Source organism: Phenylobacterium sp. (genome assembly GCF_019636135.1).
GTDB lineage: Bacteria > Pseudomonadota > Alphaproteobacteria > Caulobacterales > Caulobacteraceae > Phenylobacterium.
The window spans coordinates 1-17,766 of record NZ_JAHBYD010000002.1; the positions used below are offsets into that span (position 1 = coordinate 1).

The window sequence follows — 17,766 nt, forward strand, 5'->3', positions numbered from 1 at the left end:
GGTGGGTTCGACGGCGCTGGCCCCGGTGACGGGCAGCGAGATCCTGTCGACGCCGATCCCGCCCGCGCCCGGCGCCGGGGCCTTCCGCGCCTCGATGGCGACGAGTTCGAACCTGCGCGTCCAGGCCGGCGCCTTCTCCAGCCAGGCCAACGCCCAGCAGGCGGCCCAGCGCCTCGCCGCGGCCGGTTCGGCCTCGATCGAGCCGTTGCAGCGGGCCGACGGGATGACGCTCTACCGGGTGATCCTGCCGGCGCCGGCGGACGAGGCGGGCGCCTACGCCCTGCGCGACCGGGTGGCCGAGTTCGGCTTCGCCGACGCCCGGGTCGTGCGGACCTTCTAGCCCCGCTGGACTTCCGCGCCGAACCGGCCAATTTGGCCCTCGTGGCGCGCGGTCGGTTCATCACGTTCGAAGGCGGCGAGGGGGCCGGGAAGTCCACCCAGGTCCAGCGGCTTGCCGCACGCCTGAAGGCCGGGGGCCGCGAGGTCGTCACGACGCGCGAGCCCGGCGGCTCGCCCGGCGCCGAGAGCATCCGCGACCTGGTGCTTCGCGGGTCGGCCGACCGCTGGAGCCCGGTCACCGAGACGCTGCTGATGTACGCCGCGCGGCGCGATCACATCGAGCGCGTGATCGCCCCGGCGCTGGCGCGCGGCGCCTGGGTGATCTGCGACCGCTTCGCCGACTCCACGCGGGCCTACCAGGGCGGCGCGGGCGACGTGGACGCCGGGCTCATCACGGCGCTGGAGACGCATATCCTCGACGGCGTGCATCCCAACCTGACGCTGGTGTTCGACCTGCCCGTCGACGTGGGGCTGGAGCGGGCGCATGTGCGGGCCGGCGCGGAGATGCGCTTCGAGTCCAAGGGCGCGGCCTTCCACGAGCGGCTGCGCAAGGCGTTCCTCGCCATCGCCGCCCGCGAGCCGGACCGGTGCGCGGTGATCGACGCGACGGGCGCGATGGACGCCGTCGAGGCCGCCGTCTGGGCGGCGGTGGCCGGGCGGCTGGCCGTCCATGGCTGAGATCGAGGTCCCGCACCCGCGCGAGGTGTTCGAACTGCAGGGGCAATACGTCGCCGAGGAGGCGTTCGAGGCGGCCCGCGGACGCGGCCGGCTGCATCACGCCTGGCTGCTGACCGGCCCCGAGGGCGTGGGCAAGGCCACCTTCGCCTATCGCGCCGCGCGCCGCCTGCTGGGCGCGCCGGCCGACCCGGACCTGGGCGTGCTGGGGACCGATCCGGACCATCCCGTGGCCCGCCAGGTCGCCGCGCGCAGCCATCCCGACCTGATGGTGCTGGAGCGCGAGGGGCCGGACGGCAAGGCGCGCAAGGTCATCCCGGTGGACGACGCCCGCAAGCTCGCCGAGTTCTTCTCGAAGTCGCCCGCCAGCGCGCCGCACCGGGTGGCGATCGTCGACGCCGCCGACGACCTCAACGTCAATTCCGCCAACGCCATCCTGAAGACGCTGGAGGAGCCGCCGCCGCGGGGCGTGCTCCTGATGGTCTCGCACGCGCCGGGCCGCCTCCTGCCGACGATCCGCTCGCGGTGCCGCCGGCTCGCCTTCCAGCCGCTGGGCGTTGAGGCCGCCGCCGATTTCGTGCGCGCCCGCACCGGCGCGAACGACGAAGACGCGCTGCGCCTCGCCACCATGGCCGACGGCGCGCCGGGCCGGGCGCTGCAACTCGCCGCCGGACAGGCGCTCGCCATGGACGACGCCGCGCGCGACCTCCTGGCCGACCTGCCGCGCGTGGACGAGACCCGGGCGCTGTCGCTGGCGGAAGGCTTCCGCGGCGGGGAGGGGCCGGCGAAGTTCGCGCTGCTGTTCGAGCGCCTGTCGGACCGCGTGCATGCGCTGGCGCGGGACCGGGCGGCGCAGGGGTTCGGCGCGCTTGATCGATGGGCCGGGGCGTGGGAGACGCTCCAGCGCCTGCCGCGCGAGGTCGAGGCGCTCAACCTCGACCGCGCCGACGCCCTCTTCACCGCGCTCGCCGAGCTCCGCCAGGCCGCAGCTCAGGCGTGACATCCCGCCGATGCTGATCGACAGCCACGTCAACCTGCACGCCCCGCAATTCGACGAGGACCGCGACGCGGTGATCGCCCGCGCCCGCGAGGCCGGCGTCGGACTGATGGTCAACATCTGCGACCGCGTGTCGAACTTCGCCGCCGTGCGCGCGCTCGCCGACCAGCCGGACATCTGGTGTACCGTCGGCACGCACCCCCACGAGGCCAAGGAGGACCCGGACCTCGCGGCCGCGACGCTCGTCCGGCTGGCGGCCGACCCGCGCGTGGTCGGCATCGGCGAGTGCGGCCTCGACTTCCACTACGACCTCAGCCCCCGCGACATCCAGGCCAGCGTCTTCCGCCGGCACGTCCATGCGGCCCGCGAGACGGGCCTGCCGCTCGTCGTCCACACCCGCGAGGCCGACGACGCGATGGCTGAGATTCTGGAGGCGGAGTACGCGGCCGGCCCGTTCCGGCTCCTGATGCACTGCTACACCTCCGGCGCCGACCTCGCGCGGCGCGCGGCGGCGCTGGGCGCCTGGTTCTCGGTCTCGGGCATCGCCACCTTCAAGGCGGCCGAGGACGTGCGCCAGGTGATCCGCGAGATGCCGGCCGACCGGATCATCGTCGAGACCGACTGCCCCTACCTCGCGCCCGTGCCGCACCGGGGCCGCCGCAACGAGCCGGCCTACGTCGGCCACGTGCTGGCCAGGCTGGCCGAGGTGCGCGGCTGGTCGCCCGACGAGGCCGACCGGCGCACGACCGACGCCTTCTTCGCCCTCTTCGAGCGGATTCCGCGGCCATGAGCGGGACGCTGGAGTTCACGATCCTCGGCTGCGGCTCGTCCGGCGGCGTGCCGCGCGCGGACGGCGACTGGGGCATCTGCGACCCGGCCGAGCCGAAGAACTTCCGCACCCGCTGCTCGCTGCTGGTGAGGCGGGTGGGCGAGGGGGCCCAGACGACGGCGCTGGTGGACGCTTCACCCGAGCTGCGCATCCAGACCGCCCGGGCCGGCGTGACGCGCTGCGATGCGGTGCTGCTGACCCACGATCATGCCGACCAGGTGCATGGGCTGGACGACGTGCGCGCCTTCTACCTGCGCCAGCAGGCGCGCATCCCCTGCTGGATGGACGCGGCGACGGACCGGACGATGATGCGCCGGTTCGGCTACATCTTCGAAGGCGAGGGCGGCTATCCGGCGATCTGCGACCGCCACGCCATCCCGGCGCACGGCGTCGACTGGCAGGTGGACGGGCCCTCGGGCGTCATCCCCGTCCGCACCTTCGACCAGGACCACGGCGGCGTGAGGTCCGTCGGATACCGCTTTGGAAACGTGGCCTATTCCAGCGACGTGGTGGGGCTCGACGACGCGGCGTTCGCGGCGCTCGAAGGCCTCGACGTCTGGATCGTGGACGCCCTGCGCCGCCGGCCGCACCCGACGCACGCGCATCTGGACCGCGCGCTGGAGTGGATCGGACGCGCGAAGCCGCGCCGCGCGATCCTCACCAACATGCACATCGACATGGATTTCGCGCAGCTCACGGCGGAACTGCCGGCCGGCGTCGAGCCGGCCTACGACGGCATGACCTTCCGCCACGCGCTCGGGGACGAGAACGCGTGATTTCCCGGGGACTTAAGATCGGTTTCCTCGCGTCCGGGAACGGCTCCAGCGCCGAAGCCATCACGCGGGCCATCGCCGACGGCGGCCTGAACGCCGAAGCGCGGCTGCTGGTCAGCAACAAGAAGGACTGCGCCGCCTTCGCCTGGGCGGCCGCCGCCGGCGTGCCGACCCTCTGCATCCCCACGGCAGCCGATCCCGACGCGGCCGACGCGCGCCTGGAGGCCGCGCTCGCGGACCACGGCGTCGACGTGGTGGTCCTGTCGGGATACCTGCGCCGGCTGGGGCCGAAGACGCTCGCCCGCTACGCCGGGCGGCTGCTCAACATCCATCCGGGCCCCCTGCCGCAGTTCGGCGGGGAGGGCATGTACGGCGCGCGCGTACACCGCGCGGTGATCGCCGCGGGCGTTCCACAAAGCGCCATCGTCGTGCATGCGGTGGACGAGATCTACGACCACGGGCCCGAGCTCGCGCGCACGGCCGTGCCCGTGGCGCCCGGCGACACCGCCGGGACGCTGGAGGCGCGCGTCAAGGCGCTGGAGCCCGCGTTCTTCGTCGCGACGCTCCGCCGGATCGCCGCCGGCGAGCTCGCGCTCCCGTCGCCAGGAGATATGAAGACATGATGGCAAGACGGGGATTCATCGCCGGTTCTGCGGCCATGGCGGCCGGGCCGGCGGGCGCCGCCCAGCCGATGTACGGCCTGATCGGCAAGATGCTGACCAAGCCCGGCCAGCGCGACGCGCTGATCGGGCTGCTGGCCGAGGCGACCGGCGCCATGCCGGGCTGCCTGAGCTACATCGTGGCCGCCGACGCCCAGGACGCCGACGCGATCTGGATCACCGAGGTGTGGGACAGTCCGGCCAGCCACCAGGCCTCGCTGAAGCTCCCCGGCGTGCAGGCCGCCATCGCCAGGGCGAGGCCGCTCATCGCCGGCTTCGGCGAACGCTTCGAGACGATCCCGATGGGCGGCGTGGGCCTGACCCCGAAATCGGCCTAGCATAATTTCCGATAATCTTCCTTAGGCGAAAAACGTCTGTTTAGATTCGCCCAGGCCGCGATCGGCCAGAGGGTCGAGGTCGTGGACTTCCCCGACGGGCGACTGGAGGTCCGCTACAAGGGCCGGAGCATGCCTACCGGACCTTCGACAAGCTGCAGCGCGTCACCGAAACGGCCGTGCTGGAGAACAAGCGGCTCGGAGGCCTCCTCACCCTGATCCGCCAGAGCCAGGAAGCCGAACCGCCAGGTCAACGCACCCGCAAAGGCCCCAGGCGCCGTGATCAGACCGGCCACATGTTCAGCGTTGGGTGAATTGGCTTGGATCGTGAAGCTTCAGCTCACCAAAAGGTTCGATATGTCCGCCCGAGGTCATAAGTTCTGACCAGCTCTGCTGCTGAATCGACTTCGCTTCGCCACCACATTTTGGGCACGAGTAGACCCCGACGGGAGGCTTATAGTTCTTGCGGAACGCTGCAAATGAAAGTCTGGTAGATTGGGCCTTCTGCCACCTGACGACCCTCACAGGTCTTAGGTCGGTTCGCGCCAACGCTGCGGAAATGCGTTCGCAAGCTGCACTGATCCTTTCGGCGTCTTCCAGCTTCCACTCGTGAGCGGACAGCTCCCCAACAACGAGTTCTTTTCGCTCAACGGAGGTGAGCGAGATGAGCCCATCTATCGCCATGTCGGTGTCACCGCTGAAGATGGCATGGGGGAATTTCGATCCGCAGCGCCGGCATTTTAGGGTCAGGACATAACCCTCAACCTTCCGACGATTGCGAAAAGACCCAATCCACTCCTTCGCGAATTCCGCCTGTTGCTCGACCCGAGATGGGATCACATCGGGACCTTGGTCGAAGATCCCGACAAGCTCCGATGCCGGAAGCCCCATCTGCATTTTGTAGGCTGACAGGCCCTGTCCCATGTCCCGCGCCATCCCTGATGGCCAGACGTTGAGGCTCGCGCCGTAGCAGAACGGAATCAGGCCCTTGGGTTCGAGCGCCCGGCGTCGGACAGTGCTCAGAGCTTCGAAAAAATCGCCTTCGTCGGCCGTGAAAGTCTCACCGCGTACTCGGCAGGTAATCCGGCAATTCTGGCCGATATTTTCGGTAACGAGCTGAATTTGCTCGTCATCATCGCTGCCAATCACGAAGACTAAATGTTCCGCCACTGGAACCTCCCGACCGAGAGGCCGCAACTTAGGCGATGTCGCGGACCGAGTGCCAGTTCCGATCGCGCGGCGTCTCTACGTGCCTCGCGCGCCTGCCGGCGCGCATCGGAAAACCCACCGTCATCGTCTTCCGTGCGCCGGCCGGGCGGTCGGCTGCTGCGCTGCGGGAAGGCTGCGCGCCCGCCCTTCGGCCGACCCGAGCCCCCTGCCCTGACATCTCTAACTGGCACCCAACGCGACATCTCTAACCGGTGTAGACAAGCCACGGTTGAAGAGGGCCGCCTTCTCCGTCCCAGCGCCTCAGGATACCGCCCCCACTTCGATCAGGCGCTTCGCCGTCTCCACGACGGTTTCGCGCGCCGGACGCGGTCTCCAGCCCAGGAGGCGCTGGGCCTTGGCGGAATTGAACGCGTGGCGGCGGCCGAGCGTGGGCACGATGCCGCGCAGCGCCGGGTCGCGCCTCGCCGCCAGCCGCACCAGGAAGCTCGGCAGCGTGCGTTTCGGCGTCCGGCTCGCGAACGGCTCCGGCAGGCCGGCGCGCAGCGCCCGGGCCATCTCGGCCATGGTCAGGTACTCGCTGCACGCGATGAACCGCTGGCCCGCGGCCTCCGGCGTCGTCATGGCGCGGATGTGGGCGTCGGCCAGGTCGCGCACGTCGACCACGCTGAAGCCCACCTTCGGCACGCCCGGCATCGTCCCGCCGAACAGCCGGCCCACCACCATCACCGAGCCCGGGTTGTCGGCCGTCAGCACGGGGCCGAAGATCGCGCTGGGCAGCACGGTCACGAACCCGGTCGCGCCGCCGTTCGCGGCCATGAAATCCCAGGCGGCGCGTTCGGCGACGATCTTCGAGCGCCGGTACGGCGTGCCGTCGGGGTCGCCGAGGTCGGTCCACAGCGTCTCGTCGCTGAAGCTGTCGGGACCCTGGAGCCGCGGCGCGCAGGCGGCCGTGGACGAGGTCATCACCACCCGCTTCACGCCGCCCGCCACCGCCGCGCGCAGCACCCGGAGCGTCCCGTCCCGGGCCGGCGGGATCAGGGTCGCGTCGGTGGGTTCGCCCCGCCCCAGCGGCGAGGCCACGTGCAGGACGTGGGCGCAGCCGGCCACGGCGGCGTCCCAGCCGGCGTCGTCGGTGAGGTCGGCGACGGCGAACGTCAGCCGCCCGCCCGGCTCCACCTGGGTCCGCACCGCGGCCCGCACGGCGTCGGCCTTGCCGAGGTCGCGCACCGTCGTGCGCACGTCGTAGCCCCGCTTCAGCAGTTCCACGATCACCCAGCCGGCCACGAAGCCTGTGCCGCCCGTCACCAGGACCGTCTCGGCCATCGCCCGCTCCTTCGTTGCGGGGCCCTGTCTAGCGGCCGCGGGACCGTGCGATAATCCTCAGCAAATCGTTTGGCTTGCTGAGCATATGTGAACAATGACGAGCCCGTCGCTTCCCGAGCTCAGCGCGCTGGCCGCCGTGGCCACGCACCGCAGCTTCCGCGCCGCCGCCGCCGAGCTGGGCGTCTCGTCCTCCTCGCTCAGCCACGCGGTGGCCAGCGTCGAGCGCCGGCTGGGCGTCCGCCTCTTCAACCGCACCACGCGCAGCGTCTCGCTCACCGAAGCCGGCGAGGATTTCCTGGCCCGCATCCGCCCGGCGCTGCGCGACATCGCCGCCGCCGTCGAGACGGTGAACCGCTTCCGCGAGACGCCCACCGGCACGCTGCGCCTCAACGCCTCGCTGGGCGGCGCCGAGCGGATCCTGCCGGCCGTGCTGGGCTTCCTCGACGCCAACCCCGACATGCGCGTGGACCTTGCGGTGGACGGCCGGCTGGTCGACATCGTGGCCGAAGGCTTCGACGCCGGGGTGCGGGGCGGCGGTGCCGTGCCGCAGGACATGGTCGCCCTGCCCTTCGGCCAGACCGAGCGCTACCTGGTGGTGGGCAGCCCCGCCTACTTCGCATCGCACGGGCGGCCGCTGACGCCGGCCGACCTGCTGCGGCACAGTTGCATCCGCGTGCGGATGCCCAGCGGCGTGCTCCTGCCATGGGCGTTCGAGCAGCGCGGCGAGGAGATCAAGATCGAGCCGCCCGGCCGCCTGATCGTCGGCAGCCCCGATCTGGCCGTGCAGGCCGCCGTGGCCGGCGCCGGCGTCGCCTATGCGATCGAGCGCGCCATGACGGCCGAGCTGGAGAGCGGGCGCCTGGAGCCCGTGCTGGAGGCCTGGACGCCGCCCTTCCCCGGCGTCTCGCTCTACTACCCGCGCCAGCGCCTGCCCTCGGCGGGCCTCGCGGCCTTCATCGCGCACTTCAAGGCCACCCGCCGGCGCGCCTAGCCGAACACCGCCGCCGCGATCCAGAAGATGCCGGCCCAGAGGCCGACCGACGCCGTCGCGCCGAGGAGAAGGCCGTAGCCGCGCGGCAGGGGCCGCGTTTCCGTTTCGATCCGGGGCGCGGCCTCGAACGCCCGTCCCCGGTGATACGCTGCTCCGCCCATGGGTCCCTCTCCATGGTAGTGGACAGCCCGAACGCTAGCTGGATTCGCCTCTGACGCGAGTCCGGCGTTCCAGTCCCGCTTGCGTAAGGCGCGAGGAAGGCGGCGGTTCCACTCTTGTGGAATTGCGTCCCGGCGCCCACATGTTACATAATTACTGGATGCTTCCGGAGCCGCCCATGCGCCTCGCCCTCCTCGCTGCAGCCGCCCTGCTCGCCGCCGCGCCGGCCGCCTTCTGCGCGCCCGCGTCGGTGGACGTGAGCCTCTCGCCCGAGATGCAGAAGAAGTTCGACAAGACCTACGGCCAGCGCGAGGCCGACCTGCTCACGGCCGACCTCAAGGCCTCCGTCGAGAAGGCGCTCGCCCGGACCGGCGCCTACGACGGGGCCCGCATCGCACTGACCCTCGTCGGCGCGACGCCGAACCGGCCCACGTTCAAGCAACTGGGCGACACGCCGGGCCTCTCGATGGAGAGCTTCGGCGTCGGCGGCGCGGCCATCGAGGGCCAGATCGTCGCCGCCGACGGCGCGACGACGCCGGTGAGCTACCGCTGGTACGAGACCGACATCCGCCAGGCCCACGCCAACTGGGTGTGGACCGACGCCACCTGGACCTTCGACCGCTTCGCCCGCAAGCTGGCCCGCGGCGAACAGGTCGCCGAGCGCTAGGTCGCGCCTCGTACGCTTGCGCCATCGAGCGGCGCGCGGTCTGATCGAGCTCCCATGACCCGCCCTGCCCCGCCGGCCGACCTGCCGCCCATCGAGCGCCTGCTCGCCATCATGGCGCGCCTGCGCGACCGCGAGGACGGCTGCGAGTGGGACCAGGCGCAGACCTTCGCCACCATCGCGCCCTACACGGTGGAGGAAGCCTACGAGGTCGCCGACGCCATCGAGCGGGGCGACCTCTCCGACCTGAAGGACGAACTGGGCGACCTCCTCCTGCAGGTGGTCTTCCATTCGCGCATGGCCGAGGAACAGGGCGCGTTCGATTTCGAAGACGTGGCGCGTGCGATCAACGACAAGATGGTCCGCCGCCACCCGCACGTGTTCGGCGACGAGAGCTACGAGAGCCTGGAGCACCAGAAGGCGGGCTGGGAGGCGTTGAAGGCGGCCGAGCGCGCCGGGAAGGGCCGCGACGCCAGCCTGCTCGACGACGTGCCCCTGGGCCTGCCGGGCCTCACGCGCGCGGTGAAGCTCTCCAGGCGCGCCGCCAAAGTCGGCTTCGTCTGGCCGACCGTGCAGGACGTCGTGAAGAAGCTGCACGAGGAGGTCGGCGAGATGCTGGCCGAGATCGAGGCCGGCGACCTGGAGAAGGCCCGCCACGAGATCGGCGACGTGCTCTTCGTCGTCGCCAACCTGGCCCGCACGCTCGACGTCGATCCGGAGGAGGCCGTCCGCTATACCAACGCCAAGTTCGTCCGCCGCTTCAAATACGTCGAGGCGGAACTTGCCAAGCGCGGCAAGACCCCCGACCAGTCCGACCTCGCCGAAATGGACGCCCTCTGGGAAGAGGTGAAGGCCAAGGAGCGGGCCGGCCTCACAACCTGAAGGTCACAGGTTCGATTCCTGTTTCCGCACCCAAATCATCACCGCTCATCCCCGCGCATGCGGGGACCCAGACTTTCTTAGCAGCGCCACCGCGGCCGCGGGCTCGCTCAGGACACCCGAGGAAGTGAAGCCTGGGTCCCCGCATGCGCGGGGATGAGCGGAGTGTGGGATGGGACGCTAACGCCCGCCCACCGTCGCCTGGGGGTAGAGCTGTTCGAACTGCCCCAGCGCCTGGGCCGTCAGGCTGACGGAGAGGCGCACGCCGCCGTCTTCGCCCGCTTCACGCTCGATGACGCGGCCGTGGGCGTAGAGCCAGGCGATGGCGGCGCCTTCGCCGGGCGGGGTCACGACGTCCACCGGCGGGGCTTCATCGACCAGGGCGGCGACGGCGGCCAGCAAGGCCTCGCACCCCTCCCCCGTCACCGCCGAGACCACGACGGCCGGCGGATGGGCCCTGCGGGCGTCGCGGCTCACCTCGTCGCGCTCGTCGGCAGGCAACAGGTCGGCCTTGTTCCAGACCTCCAGGATGCGGCGCTCGTCCATGTCGATGCCGAGCTGGCCCAGCACGGCGCGGACGTCCTCGGCCTGCTCGCGGGTCTCGTGGCTGGCGATGTCGCGCACGTGCAGCACCACGTCGGCCTCGCGCACCTCCTCCAGCGTGGCGCGGAAGGCCTCGACCAGTTCGTGCGGCAGGTCGGAGATGAAGCCCACGGTGTCGGACAGCATCGCCGGGCGACCGTCGGGCAGCTTGAGCTGGCGGATGGTGGGATCCAGGGTGGCGAACAGCATGTCCTGCGCCACCACCTCGGCGTGGGTCAGCCGGTTGAAGAGCGTGGACTTGCCGGCGTTGGTGTAGCCGACCAGGGCCACCGCCGGGAACGGAATGCGCCGCCGCGCCGAGCGGGCGAGCGTGCGGGTGCGGCGCACCTCCTCCAACTCGCGCTTCAGCTTGCCGATCTTGTCGGCGATCAGCCGCCGGTCGGTCTCGATCTGGGTTTCGCCCGGGCCACCCATGACGCCGAAGCCGCCGCGCTGGCGCTCCAGGTGGGTCCAGGTGCGCACGAGCCGCGAGCGCTCGTAGGTCAGGCGTGCGAGCTCGACCTGCAACCGGCCTTCGCGGGTGCGGGCGCGGCGGGCGAAGATCTCCAGGATCAGGCCGGTGCGGTCGATGACCTTGGCTTCCCACGCCTTCTCCAGGTTCCGCTGCTGCACCGGCGTCAGCGCGTCGTCGACGATGACGACGTCGGCCTCGGCGGCGCGCACGCGGGCGGCGATCTCCTCGACCTTGCCGGCCCCGAACAGGGTGGCCGGCGTCAGCCTGCGCAGGGTCGCGACGAGGGTCTCGCGGACCTCCAGGTCGAGGGCGAGCGCGAGGCCGGCCGCCTCTTCGAGGCGCGCCTCAGGGTCGCGCGCGCCAGCACGCCCTTCCCGGTCGGGATGGACGACGATGGCGCCCTGGACGGGCGCCTCGCGGTCAACGAATTTGGAAGCGCTCAATCGGCCTCGTCGTCGGCCGGCTCATAAAGCTGCACGGGCTGGGCCGGCATGATGGTGGAGATGGCGTGCTTGTAGACGAGCTGGGATTGCCCGTCCCTGCGCAGCAGGACGCAGAAATTGTCGAACCAGCTCACCACGCCCTGCAACTTGACCCCGTTCACCAGGAAGATGGTGAGGGGGGTCTTGGACTTCCGCACGCTGTTGAGGAAGGTGTCCTGCAGGTTCTGTTTCTTGTCGCTCACGGGCTTTCCGCCTTTTCGTTGTTGTTCGGGCGGCCTTCCGCCCACACACGAGTCCACGCTAGGCGCCAAACGGCGGCGCTTGCAATCGCACTCGCCTCGTCAGATCGCGGTCGCCCTGGCGCGCTCGATATAGAGGCGGCGGAGCTTCGTGGCCACTGGCCCGACGCGTCCGTCGCCCACCGGATGGCCGTCCACCTTCACCACGGGCAGCACGAGCGTGCCCGCGCCGGTGATGAAGGCCTCCTTCGCCTGCGCCGCCTCCTGCGGGGTGAAGGGCCGCTCGTCGACCTTCAGGCCGGCCTCGCGGGCGACGTCGATGAGCGACAGCCGCGTCACGCCGCGCAGGATGTTGGCCTGGGTGTCGCGGGTGCGCAGGGTCCCCTCGGCGTCGAGGATCCAGGCGTTGGACGAGGCGCCCTCGGTGACGAGGCCGAGCTCGTCCACGAACCAGGCCTCGACCGCGCCGGCCTCGCGCGCCTTCTGCTTGGCCAGCGCATTGGGCAGCAGGCCGACCGTCTTGATGTCGCAGCGGCCCCAGCGGTTCTCCGGCGTCGTGATCACGGCCACGCCCGCGGCGGCGCGGGCCTCGGTGGCGGCGCGGTCCACGCGGCTCACCGTCACGATCACGGCCGGCGGCACGGGATCGGTCGGGAAGGCGTGGTCGCGCCTGGCCACGCCGCGGCTGACCTGGAGGTAGACCAGCCCCTCGCGGATGCGGTTCCTCCGCACGGTCTCGCGCAGCACGGCCGTCAGCGCCGCGCGGCTCATCGGCATGTCGATGCGCAGCTCGGACAGGCTGCGTTCCAGGCGGGCGAAGTGCCCCTCCGGATCGGCCAGCTTCCCGTCGAACAGCGCCCAGACCTCGTAGACCGCGTCGGCCAACTGGTAGCCGCGGTCCTCGATGTGGACCACGGCCTGGCTCTTCGGCACGAAGCGGCCGTTCACGTACGCGATGCGGCTCATCTCACCCCTCCCCGCAAGGGCAGGGCAATCGCATATGGATGCGGGCGGCCGAAAGGCCGTCAGTCAAACCGCAGAGATCGCGGAGATACGCGGAGGATTCCGGTGGATCCACGACCCTCTCTGCGTGTCTCTGCGATCTCTGCGGTTCATGAATCGGTCGGACGAGCCGCCCACAGGCCATATGCGATTGCCCTGCCCGCAAGGGAGAGGGGAACGTATTGTGCAGCACAGCACGCCGACGAAGCCGCTTGCCCATCACAGCTCCTCGGATTCGAGCGCGCGGGCGCCGGAAAGGCCCAGCGACTTCAGCTTCCGGTGCAGGGCGGAGCGCTCCATGCCGATGAAGGCCGCGGTGCGCGAGATGTTGCCCGAGAAGCGGAGCATCTGGGCGTTGAGGTACTCGCGCTCGAACACCTCGCGGGCCTCGCGCAGGGGCAGCGCGATGATGCGCTCGGCCCCCATCGCGCCGGCCTGGTCGTTCACCGCGGCTTCCGGCGGCAGCATGTCGGCGGTGATCGGATCGGCCGGCGCGCCGGACGCCAGGATCAGCATCCGCTCCACGTTGTTGCGCAACTGGCGCAGGTTGCCCGGCCAGGCGCGGACCTGAAGCATGGCCAGCGCATCGTCCGACAGCCGCCGCCGCGCCAGCCCCGAGGCCTCGCAGATGCGCTGGATGAAGTCCTCGATCAGCTCCGGGATGTCCTCGCGCCGTTCGGCGAGGCCCGGCACGTTCACCGGCACCACGTTCAGGCGATGGAACAGGTCCTCGCGGAAGCGGCCGGCGGAGATCTCCTCGCGCAGGTCCCGCGACGTCGACGAGATCACGCGGACGTCCACCTGCACGTCCTGGTCGCCGCCCACGCGGCGGAAGCGTTGCTCGACCAGCACCCGCAGGATGCGGCCCTGCGTCTCGCGCGGCATGTCGGCGGCTTCGTCGAGGTAGAGCGTGCCGCCGTGGGCGCGTTCGAACACGCCGATCTTGGCCGGGCGGCCGCCCGCGCCCTCCTCGCCGAACAGTTCGACGTCCATCCGCTCGGGCGTCATGCCGGCGGCGCTGATGGGCACGAACTCGTTGCGGGCGCGGTGGCTCGCGCCATGGATCAGGCGCGCGACCGTTTCCTTGCCCGATCCCGCGGGGCCGGAGATCAGCACGCGGCTGTTGGCGCCGGCCAGCTTGGCGATCATCTGGCGAAGCTGCTGGGCCGCCATCGACTTGCCGATCAGGCCCTCGGGCGTGATCGCCTGGGCGCGCAGGCGGCGGTTCTCGCGGCGAAGGTTCGCCGCCTCCAGCGCGCGCTCGACCACCAGGATCAGGCGGTCCGACTTGAAGGGCTTCTCCAGGAACTCGTAGGCGCCGCGCTTGATGGCGCTGACCGCCGTCTCGATGTTGCCGTGGCCGCTGATCATGATCACCGGCAGGTCGGCGTCGAGCGTCTTGACCAGGTCCAGCAGCTCCAGCCCGTCCATCCCGCCGCCCTGCATCCAGATGTCGAGGATCAGCAGCGCCGGCTTGCGGGCGCGGACCGCCGCCAGCGCGCTCTCCGAATCGTTCGCCGTGCGGACGTCGTAGCCTTCGTCCGTCAGGATGCCCGCGACCAGTTCGCGGATGTCGGCCTCGTCATCGACCACCAGTACGTCAGACGCCATTCTTCACCTCTCTTCCGCGGAGACGGCCGCGGCCGGGGGGGTGGTTGCACGGGCGGCGGGCGCAGCCGGCAGGCGCAGGAGGGCGAGCGCCCCCTGCCCCGTCCGCGCATCGGCCAGCTCCAGCTCGCCGCCGTGGTCTTCCAGGATCCGTTTCACGATCGCGAGGCCCAGGCCGGTGCCCTTCTCGCGGGTCGTCACATAGGGTTCGGTCAGCCGGTCGCGGTCCTTGGCCGGCAGGCCGACGCCGTTGTCCTCGACCTCGATGACGACCGAGGCGTCCTCCACCATCAGCCGCGCCGTGATCCTGCCCTTCAGCTTGGGGGTGCGCGCGCGGCGCCCCTCGATGGCCTCGGCGGCGTTCTTCAGCACGTTGGTCAGCGCCTGGCCGATCATGCGGCCGTCGGCGTAGAGCATCGCATCCGCCGTGGGGTCCTCGAGCACCACCTCGACGTCGGGGCTGGCCACCCGCTGGGCGAAGACCGCGGCGCGCAGCAGCTCGGCGGCCTCCAGCTTGGCGAACTTGGGCGCCGGCATCCGGGCGAAGGCCGAGAACTCGTCCACCATCCGGCCGATGTCGCCCACCTGCCGCACGATGGTGTCGGTGCAGCGGTCGAAGGTCTCCAGTTCCCCCTCGGCGATGTCCTTGCGGTACTTGCGGCGCAGGCGCTCGGCGCTGAGCTGGATGGGCGTCAGCGGGTTCTTGATCTCGTGGGCGATGCGGCGCGCCACGTCGCGCCAGGCGGCGTTGCGCTGGGCGGCGACCAGGCGGGTCACGTCGTCGAAGGTCAGCACCAAGCCGCCCTCGGACTGGCTGGCGCGGACGCGCAGGCGGCGCTGGTCGCGGCCGCGCGCCACGTCGATCTCCTCCTCGGCCTCGCCCGTGCGGGCGGCGGCGGCGAGCTGGGCGAACTCGGGGACCACGTCGGAGAGGCGGCGGCCCCGCCCCTGGTCGCCCGGCAGCGCCAGCAGGATCGCGGCCTGGCGGTTGGCGATCGAGATGCGGCCGTCGGGATCGAGGCCGATCACGCCCGCGCTCACCTCGGTCAGCACCGTCTCGATGAATTGACGCCGCTCCTCGGCCTCGTCGCCGGCGCGCCGCAGCGCCTCCTGCTGCGCCTGGAGGTCGTGGGTCATGCTGTTGAAGGCGCGCGACAGCACGGCGATCTCGTCGGGGTCGGACTCGGCGTCGACGCGCGCCGAGAGGTCGCCGCCGGCCACGCGGCCCGCGGCCTGCACGAGGCGCCCGATCGGGGCCGAGATCGCGTTGGCGGCGCCCAGCCCCAGCCAGACGGCGCCCACCAGCACCAGCATGGCGGTTTCGGCGTAGCTGAGCGCGAAGACGGTCTGGATGCGGGCGCGGTTGCGGGCGACATCGCGGTACGAGGCGAGCTCGGCCTCGGACTCCTTCATGTAGCCCATGATCCCCTGCTGCAGGGGCCGGGTCACATAGAGGTAGACGTCGTTGAAAGCGCGCAGCCTGTAGACGCCGCGCATGACGCCGGTGTCGAAGTTCGGGATGTAGATCTCGCCCTCGTCGGCGGCTTCGTAGGCGGCCTTGGACGGCAGCACGTAGGGCGGCGCGCCCGAGGCCTCGGCGCGGGCGAGGATGCGGCCCTGGCGATCGACGAGGTAGGCGGCGGGGAAGGCGTGGAACGAGGCCAGCGCCTCCAGGTAGTCGCCCGCGCTCTCGGGCTTGGCGACCAGGCTCTGGGCCTCGCGGTTGAGGTCGGCGGCCATCGGGGTCACGTGGTCGCGGATGTAGCCGGTCTGTTCGTCGAGGTAGGACTGGAAGACCGTGGCGGAGTTCTCGACGACGGTCTGCACCCGCTGCGAGAACCACTTCTCGACGCCGCCCGACACGATGAGGCCGTAGAACACCAGCACCACGGCGGCCGGGGCCAGGGCCGCCGCGGCGAACAGGCCCACGAAGCGGACGTGGAGGCGCGCGCCGGCGTCCGAGGAGCGCGCGTCGAGCAGCGCGAAGATCCGCATGCCCACCGAGAGCAGCAGGAAGCCGATCAGGAAGATGTTCAGCACGAGGACGGTCAGGATCACGCCGCTCGCCGGGCCCAGCGGCCCCTTCTCGGGCGGTGAGGCGGCGAGCAGGATGGCGATCCCGGTCAGCGCCGCGGCGAGCCCGTAGCCGACGCCCAGGACCAGCCGCGACTGCAGGACGCTTCGGATGCGACTCAGCAGGGGGTGCCGGAACACGGGATGAGCAAGCAACGCCATCGGCTGGGGAGCCTAGGGGGCTGTGCCTCGAAATCAACACCTATGTTGCCGCTGCGCACGGCGCCGCCTGCGGCTTGACGTCCGGCCGGCGAAGGGCGCGTCTTGCGGCCGATCGAAGTCCGAGCCCCGAGCCTTTCCATGCGTATCCTTCGCGGCCTCCTGGGCTTGCGCAAGCCCCGCGTCCGCCTTCACGCCGCCTCCGCCGCCGAGGTGACGCCGACCCAGGGCCTGATCCAGGTCCACTATGACGTGACGCTCGCCGGCGGCGAGACGGCCGTCCTCGAGGTGTTCGTGGGCGACGGCCCGGAGCCGGCGCTCCGCCGGCCGCTGACCGCGGGCCCCGAGGGATCGATTCGCGACTGGTTCGCCCTCCACGGCCACCTGTTGCCGAACGGCCCCGCGAGCCTGCGCCTGCGGGTGTTGCAGGGCGACCGCGAAGCCGCGGCCGACGCCGTGACGGTGCAGGTGTCGAACGTGGGCGATCTCGCCGCCTGGGTCAGGTCGCGCCTCGAATCGCGCGGGACGCCGCTCATCGTGGCCGACGCCTGCGACAGCACGCTCTACGACTACGCGGACGCCTCCGCGACCGCCTGGTTCGACCGCACGCCGGAAGAGATCGAGGCGCACCTTGCGGCCCTCGCGCGGTCCGGCGCCGCCGACGCGGACGAGATCGCCGGCCTCAGGCGCTTCGCGGAGAACGGCTACGTCGCCCTGCCCGGCGCCATCGCCGACGAGCATCTCGGGCGGCTGAACGCCGCCCTCGACCACGTCGTCGAGAACAGGGTGAAGGGCTACGCCTGGGGCTCGTCCGAGCGGATCGAGAGCCTCCACGAATCATACCCGGCGATCCGCGAACTCTGGACGCACCCCAGGATCCTGCGGATGCTGGAGCTGATCTTCGGCGCGCCCGCGAGGCCGTGCCAGACGCTCAGCTACATCTTCGGCTCGCAGCAGGAGCACCACCAGGACACGATCCACCTGACGCCCTTCCCGGCCGGCCGGATGTGCGGCGTCTGGACCGCCCTGGAGGACGTGCAGGCCGGCTCCGGCGAGCTGATGGTGTTCCCGAAGAGCCACCGCCTGCCGCGCGTCTACATGGCCGACCACGGCGCGCCGAAAGTCACGGACGGCGACTGGAGCACCTTCGGCGAGGTGATCGTTCCCGCCTGGACCCGGATGATCGAGGAGCAGGGCTTCGCGCCCACGCCCTACCGCGCGAAGGCGGGCGACGTCCTCATCTGGCACGAGAACCTCATGCACGCCGGCGCCCCGCGCACCGACATGGAGAAGTCCCGCCGCTCCATCGTCGGCCACTACTTCGCCGAGGGCGCCATCGCCTACTACGACAGCTCCGGTATGCCCGGCACGACACACCAGGTCTGAAATCCG

The 17,766-nt window shown here is 71.2% G+C and carries 19 protein-coding genes; 11 read left to right on the forward strand and 8 right to left on the reverse strand.

What is annotated here, in order from left to right; genetic code table 11:
- The 7 genes from KF737_RS01285 to KF737_RS01315 form a co-directional block, all read left to right on the forward strand.
- Positions 1 to 340 (forward strand): SPOR domain-containing protein (locus KF737_RS01285; protein ID WP_296449521.1); only part of this gene is annotated, 340 nt, incomplete at its 5' end.
- A 41-nt stretch (positions 341 to 381) separates the two neighbouring features.
- The gene (tmk, locus tag KF737_RS01290) at positions 382 to 1,017 is read left to right on the forward strand and encodes a dTMP kinase (RefSeq protein ID WP_296449524.1); all 636 of its coding nucleotides are present in this window, start codon (positions 382 to 384) and stop codon (positions 1,015 to 1,017) included.
- Positions 1,010 to 2,014: a DNA polymerase III subunit delta' gene (locus KF737_RS01295; protein WP_296449527.1), complete on the forward strand. Its 1,005-nt coding sequence runs from the start codon at positions 1,010 to 1,012 to the stop codon at positions 2,012 to 2,014. The genes tmk and KF737_RS01295 overlap by 8 nt, the downstream gene beginning before the upstream one ends.
- Before the next feature lies 1 nt (position 2,015).
- Positions 2,016 to 2,801, forward strand: a complete 786-nt coding sequence (locus KF737_RS01300) for a TatD family hydrolase (protein WP_296450007.1) — start codon at positions 2,016 to 2,018, stop codon at positions 2,799 to 2,801.
- On the forward strand, positions 2,798 to 3,616 hold the full coding sequence (locus KF737_RS01305; protein ID WP_296449530.1) for an MBL fold metallo-hydrolase: 819 nt from the start codon (positions 2,798 to 2,800) through the stop codon (positions 3,614 to 3,616). Before KF737_RS01300 ends, KF737_RS01305 begins: the two co-directional genes overlap by 4 nt.
- Entirely contained in the window at positions 3,613 to 4,236 is a 624-nt protein-coding gene (locus KF737_RS01310) for a formyltransferase family protein (RefSeq protein ID WP_296449534.1), read from the forward strand. Before KF737_RS01305 ends, KF737_RS01310 begins: the two co-directional genes overlap by 4 nt.
- Positions 4,236 to 4,610: a putative quinol monooxygenase gene (locus tag KF737_RS01315; RefSeq protein ID WP_296449536.1), complete on the forward strand. Its 375-nt coding sequence runs from the start codon at positions 4,236 to 4,238 to the stop codon at positions 4,608 to 4,610. The genes KF737_RS01310 and KF737_RS01315 overlap by 1 nt, the downstream gene beginning before the upstream one ends.
- 297 nt (positions 4,611 to 4,907) lie before the next feature.
- Here KF737_RS01315 and KF737_RS01320 read toward each other — a convergent pair whose 3' ends face one another.
- Together KF737_RS01320 and KF737_RS01325 are read right to left on the reverse strand one after the other, a co-directional pair.
- Entirely contained in the window at positions 4,908 to 5,777 is an 870-nt protein-coding gene (locus KF737_RS01320; RefSeq protein WP_296449539.1) for a hypothetical protein, read from the reverse strand.
- A gap of 300 nt (positions 5,778 to 6,077) precedes the next feature.
- Positions 6,078 to 7,100 (reverse strand): aldehyde reductase, encoded by a 1,023-nt coding sequence (locus KF737_RS01325; protein WP_296449541.1) that lies wholly within the window; start codon positions 7,098 to 7,100, stop codon positions 6,078 to 6,080.
- A 94-nt stretch (positions 7,101 to 7,194) separates the two neighbouring features.
- Between KF737_RS01325 and KF737_RS01330 the strand changes: the two genes are divergently transcribed.
- Positions 7,195 to 8,091, forward strand: a complete 897-nt coding sequence (locus KF737_RS01330) for a LysR family transcriptional regulator (RefSeq protein ID WP_296449545.1) — start codon at positions 7,195 to 7,197, stop codon at positions 8,089 to 8,091.
- Here the strand turns inward: KF737_RS01330 and KF737_RS01335 are convergent.
- The gene (locus tag KF737_RS01335) at positions 8,088 to 8,252 is read right to left on the reverse strand and encodes a hypothetical protein (RefSeq protein ID WP_296449547.1); all 165 of its coding nucleotides are present in this window, start codon (positions 8,250 to 8,252) and stop codon (positions 8,088 to 8,090) included. The genes KF737_RS01330 and KF737_RS01335 overlap by 4 nt on opposite strands.
- 176 nt (positions 8,253 to 8,428) lie before the next feature.
- Between KF737_RS01335 and KF737_RS01340 the strand changes: the two genes are divergently transcribed.
- Positions 8,429 to 8,917, forward strand: a complete 489-nt coding sequence (locus tag KF737_RS01340) for a hypothetical protein (protein WP_296449550.1) — start codon at positions 8,429 to 8,431, stop codon at positions 8,915 to 8,917.
- Between the two features lie 54 nt (positions 8,918 to 8,971).
- Entirely contained in the window at positions 8,972 to 9,796 is an 825-nt protein-coding gene (gene mazG, locus KF737_RS01345) for a nucleoside triphosphate pyrophosphohydrolase (RefSeq protein WP_296449554.1), read from the forward strand.
- Between the two features lie 177 nt (positions 9,797 to 9,973).
- Here the strand turns inward: mazG and hflX are convergent, their stop codons facing one another.
- From hflX to KF737_RS01370, 5 genes are all read right to left on the reverse strand, one after another.
- Entirely contained in the window at positions 9,974 to 11,293 is a 1,320-nt protein-coding gene (hflX, locus tag KF737_RS01350) for a GTPase HflX (RefSeq protein ID WP_296449556.1), read from the reverse strand.
- A complete protein-coding gene (gene hfq, locus KF737_RS01355; RefSeq protein WP_111274395.1) occupies positions 11,290 to 11,535 on the reverse strand; it encodes an RNA chaperone Hfq in 246 nt (81 codons plus the stop codon). The genes hflX and hfq overlap by 4 nt, the downstream gene beginning before the upstream one ends.
- 99 nt (positions 11,536 to 11,634) lie before the next feature.
- Positions 11,635 to 12,498 (reverse strand): D-amino-acid transaminase, encoded by an 864-nt coding sequence (locus KF737_RS01360; protein ID WP_296449559.1) that lies wholly within the window; start codon positions 12,496 to 12,498, stop codon positions 11,635 to 11,637.
- A 255-nt stretch (positions 12,499 to 12,753) separates the two neighbouring features.
- On the reverse strand, positions 12,754 to 14,145 hold the full coding sequence (locus KF737_RS01365) for a sigma-54 dependent transcriptional regulator (protein WP_296449563.1): 1,392 nt from the start codon (positions 14,143 to 14,145) through the stop codon (positions 12,754 to 12,756).
- Positions 14,146 to 14,148: 3 nt separating this feature from the next.
- The gene (locus tag KF737_RS01370; RefSeq protein ID WP_296449566.1) at positions 14,149 to 16,377 is read right to left on the reverse strand and encodes a PAS domain-containing sensor histidine kinase; all 2,229 of its coding nucleotides are present in this window, start codon (positions 16,375 to 16,377) and stop codon (positions 14,149 to 14,151) included.
- 138 nt (positions 16,378 to 16,515) lie between these two features.
- Between KF737_RS01370 and KF737_RS01375 the strand changes: the two genes are divergently transcribed.
- A complete protein-coding gene (locus KF737_RS01375; RefSeq protein ID WP_296449568.1) occupies positions 16,516 to 17,760 on the forward strand; it encodes a phytanoyl-CoA dioxygenase family protein in 1,245 nt (414 codons plus the stop codon).
- The last annotated feature ends 6 nt before the right edge of the window (positions 17,761 to 17,766 follow it).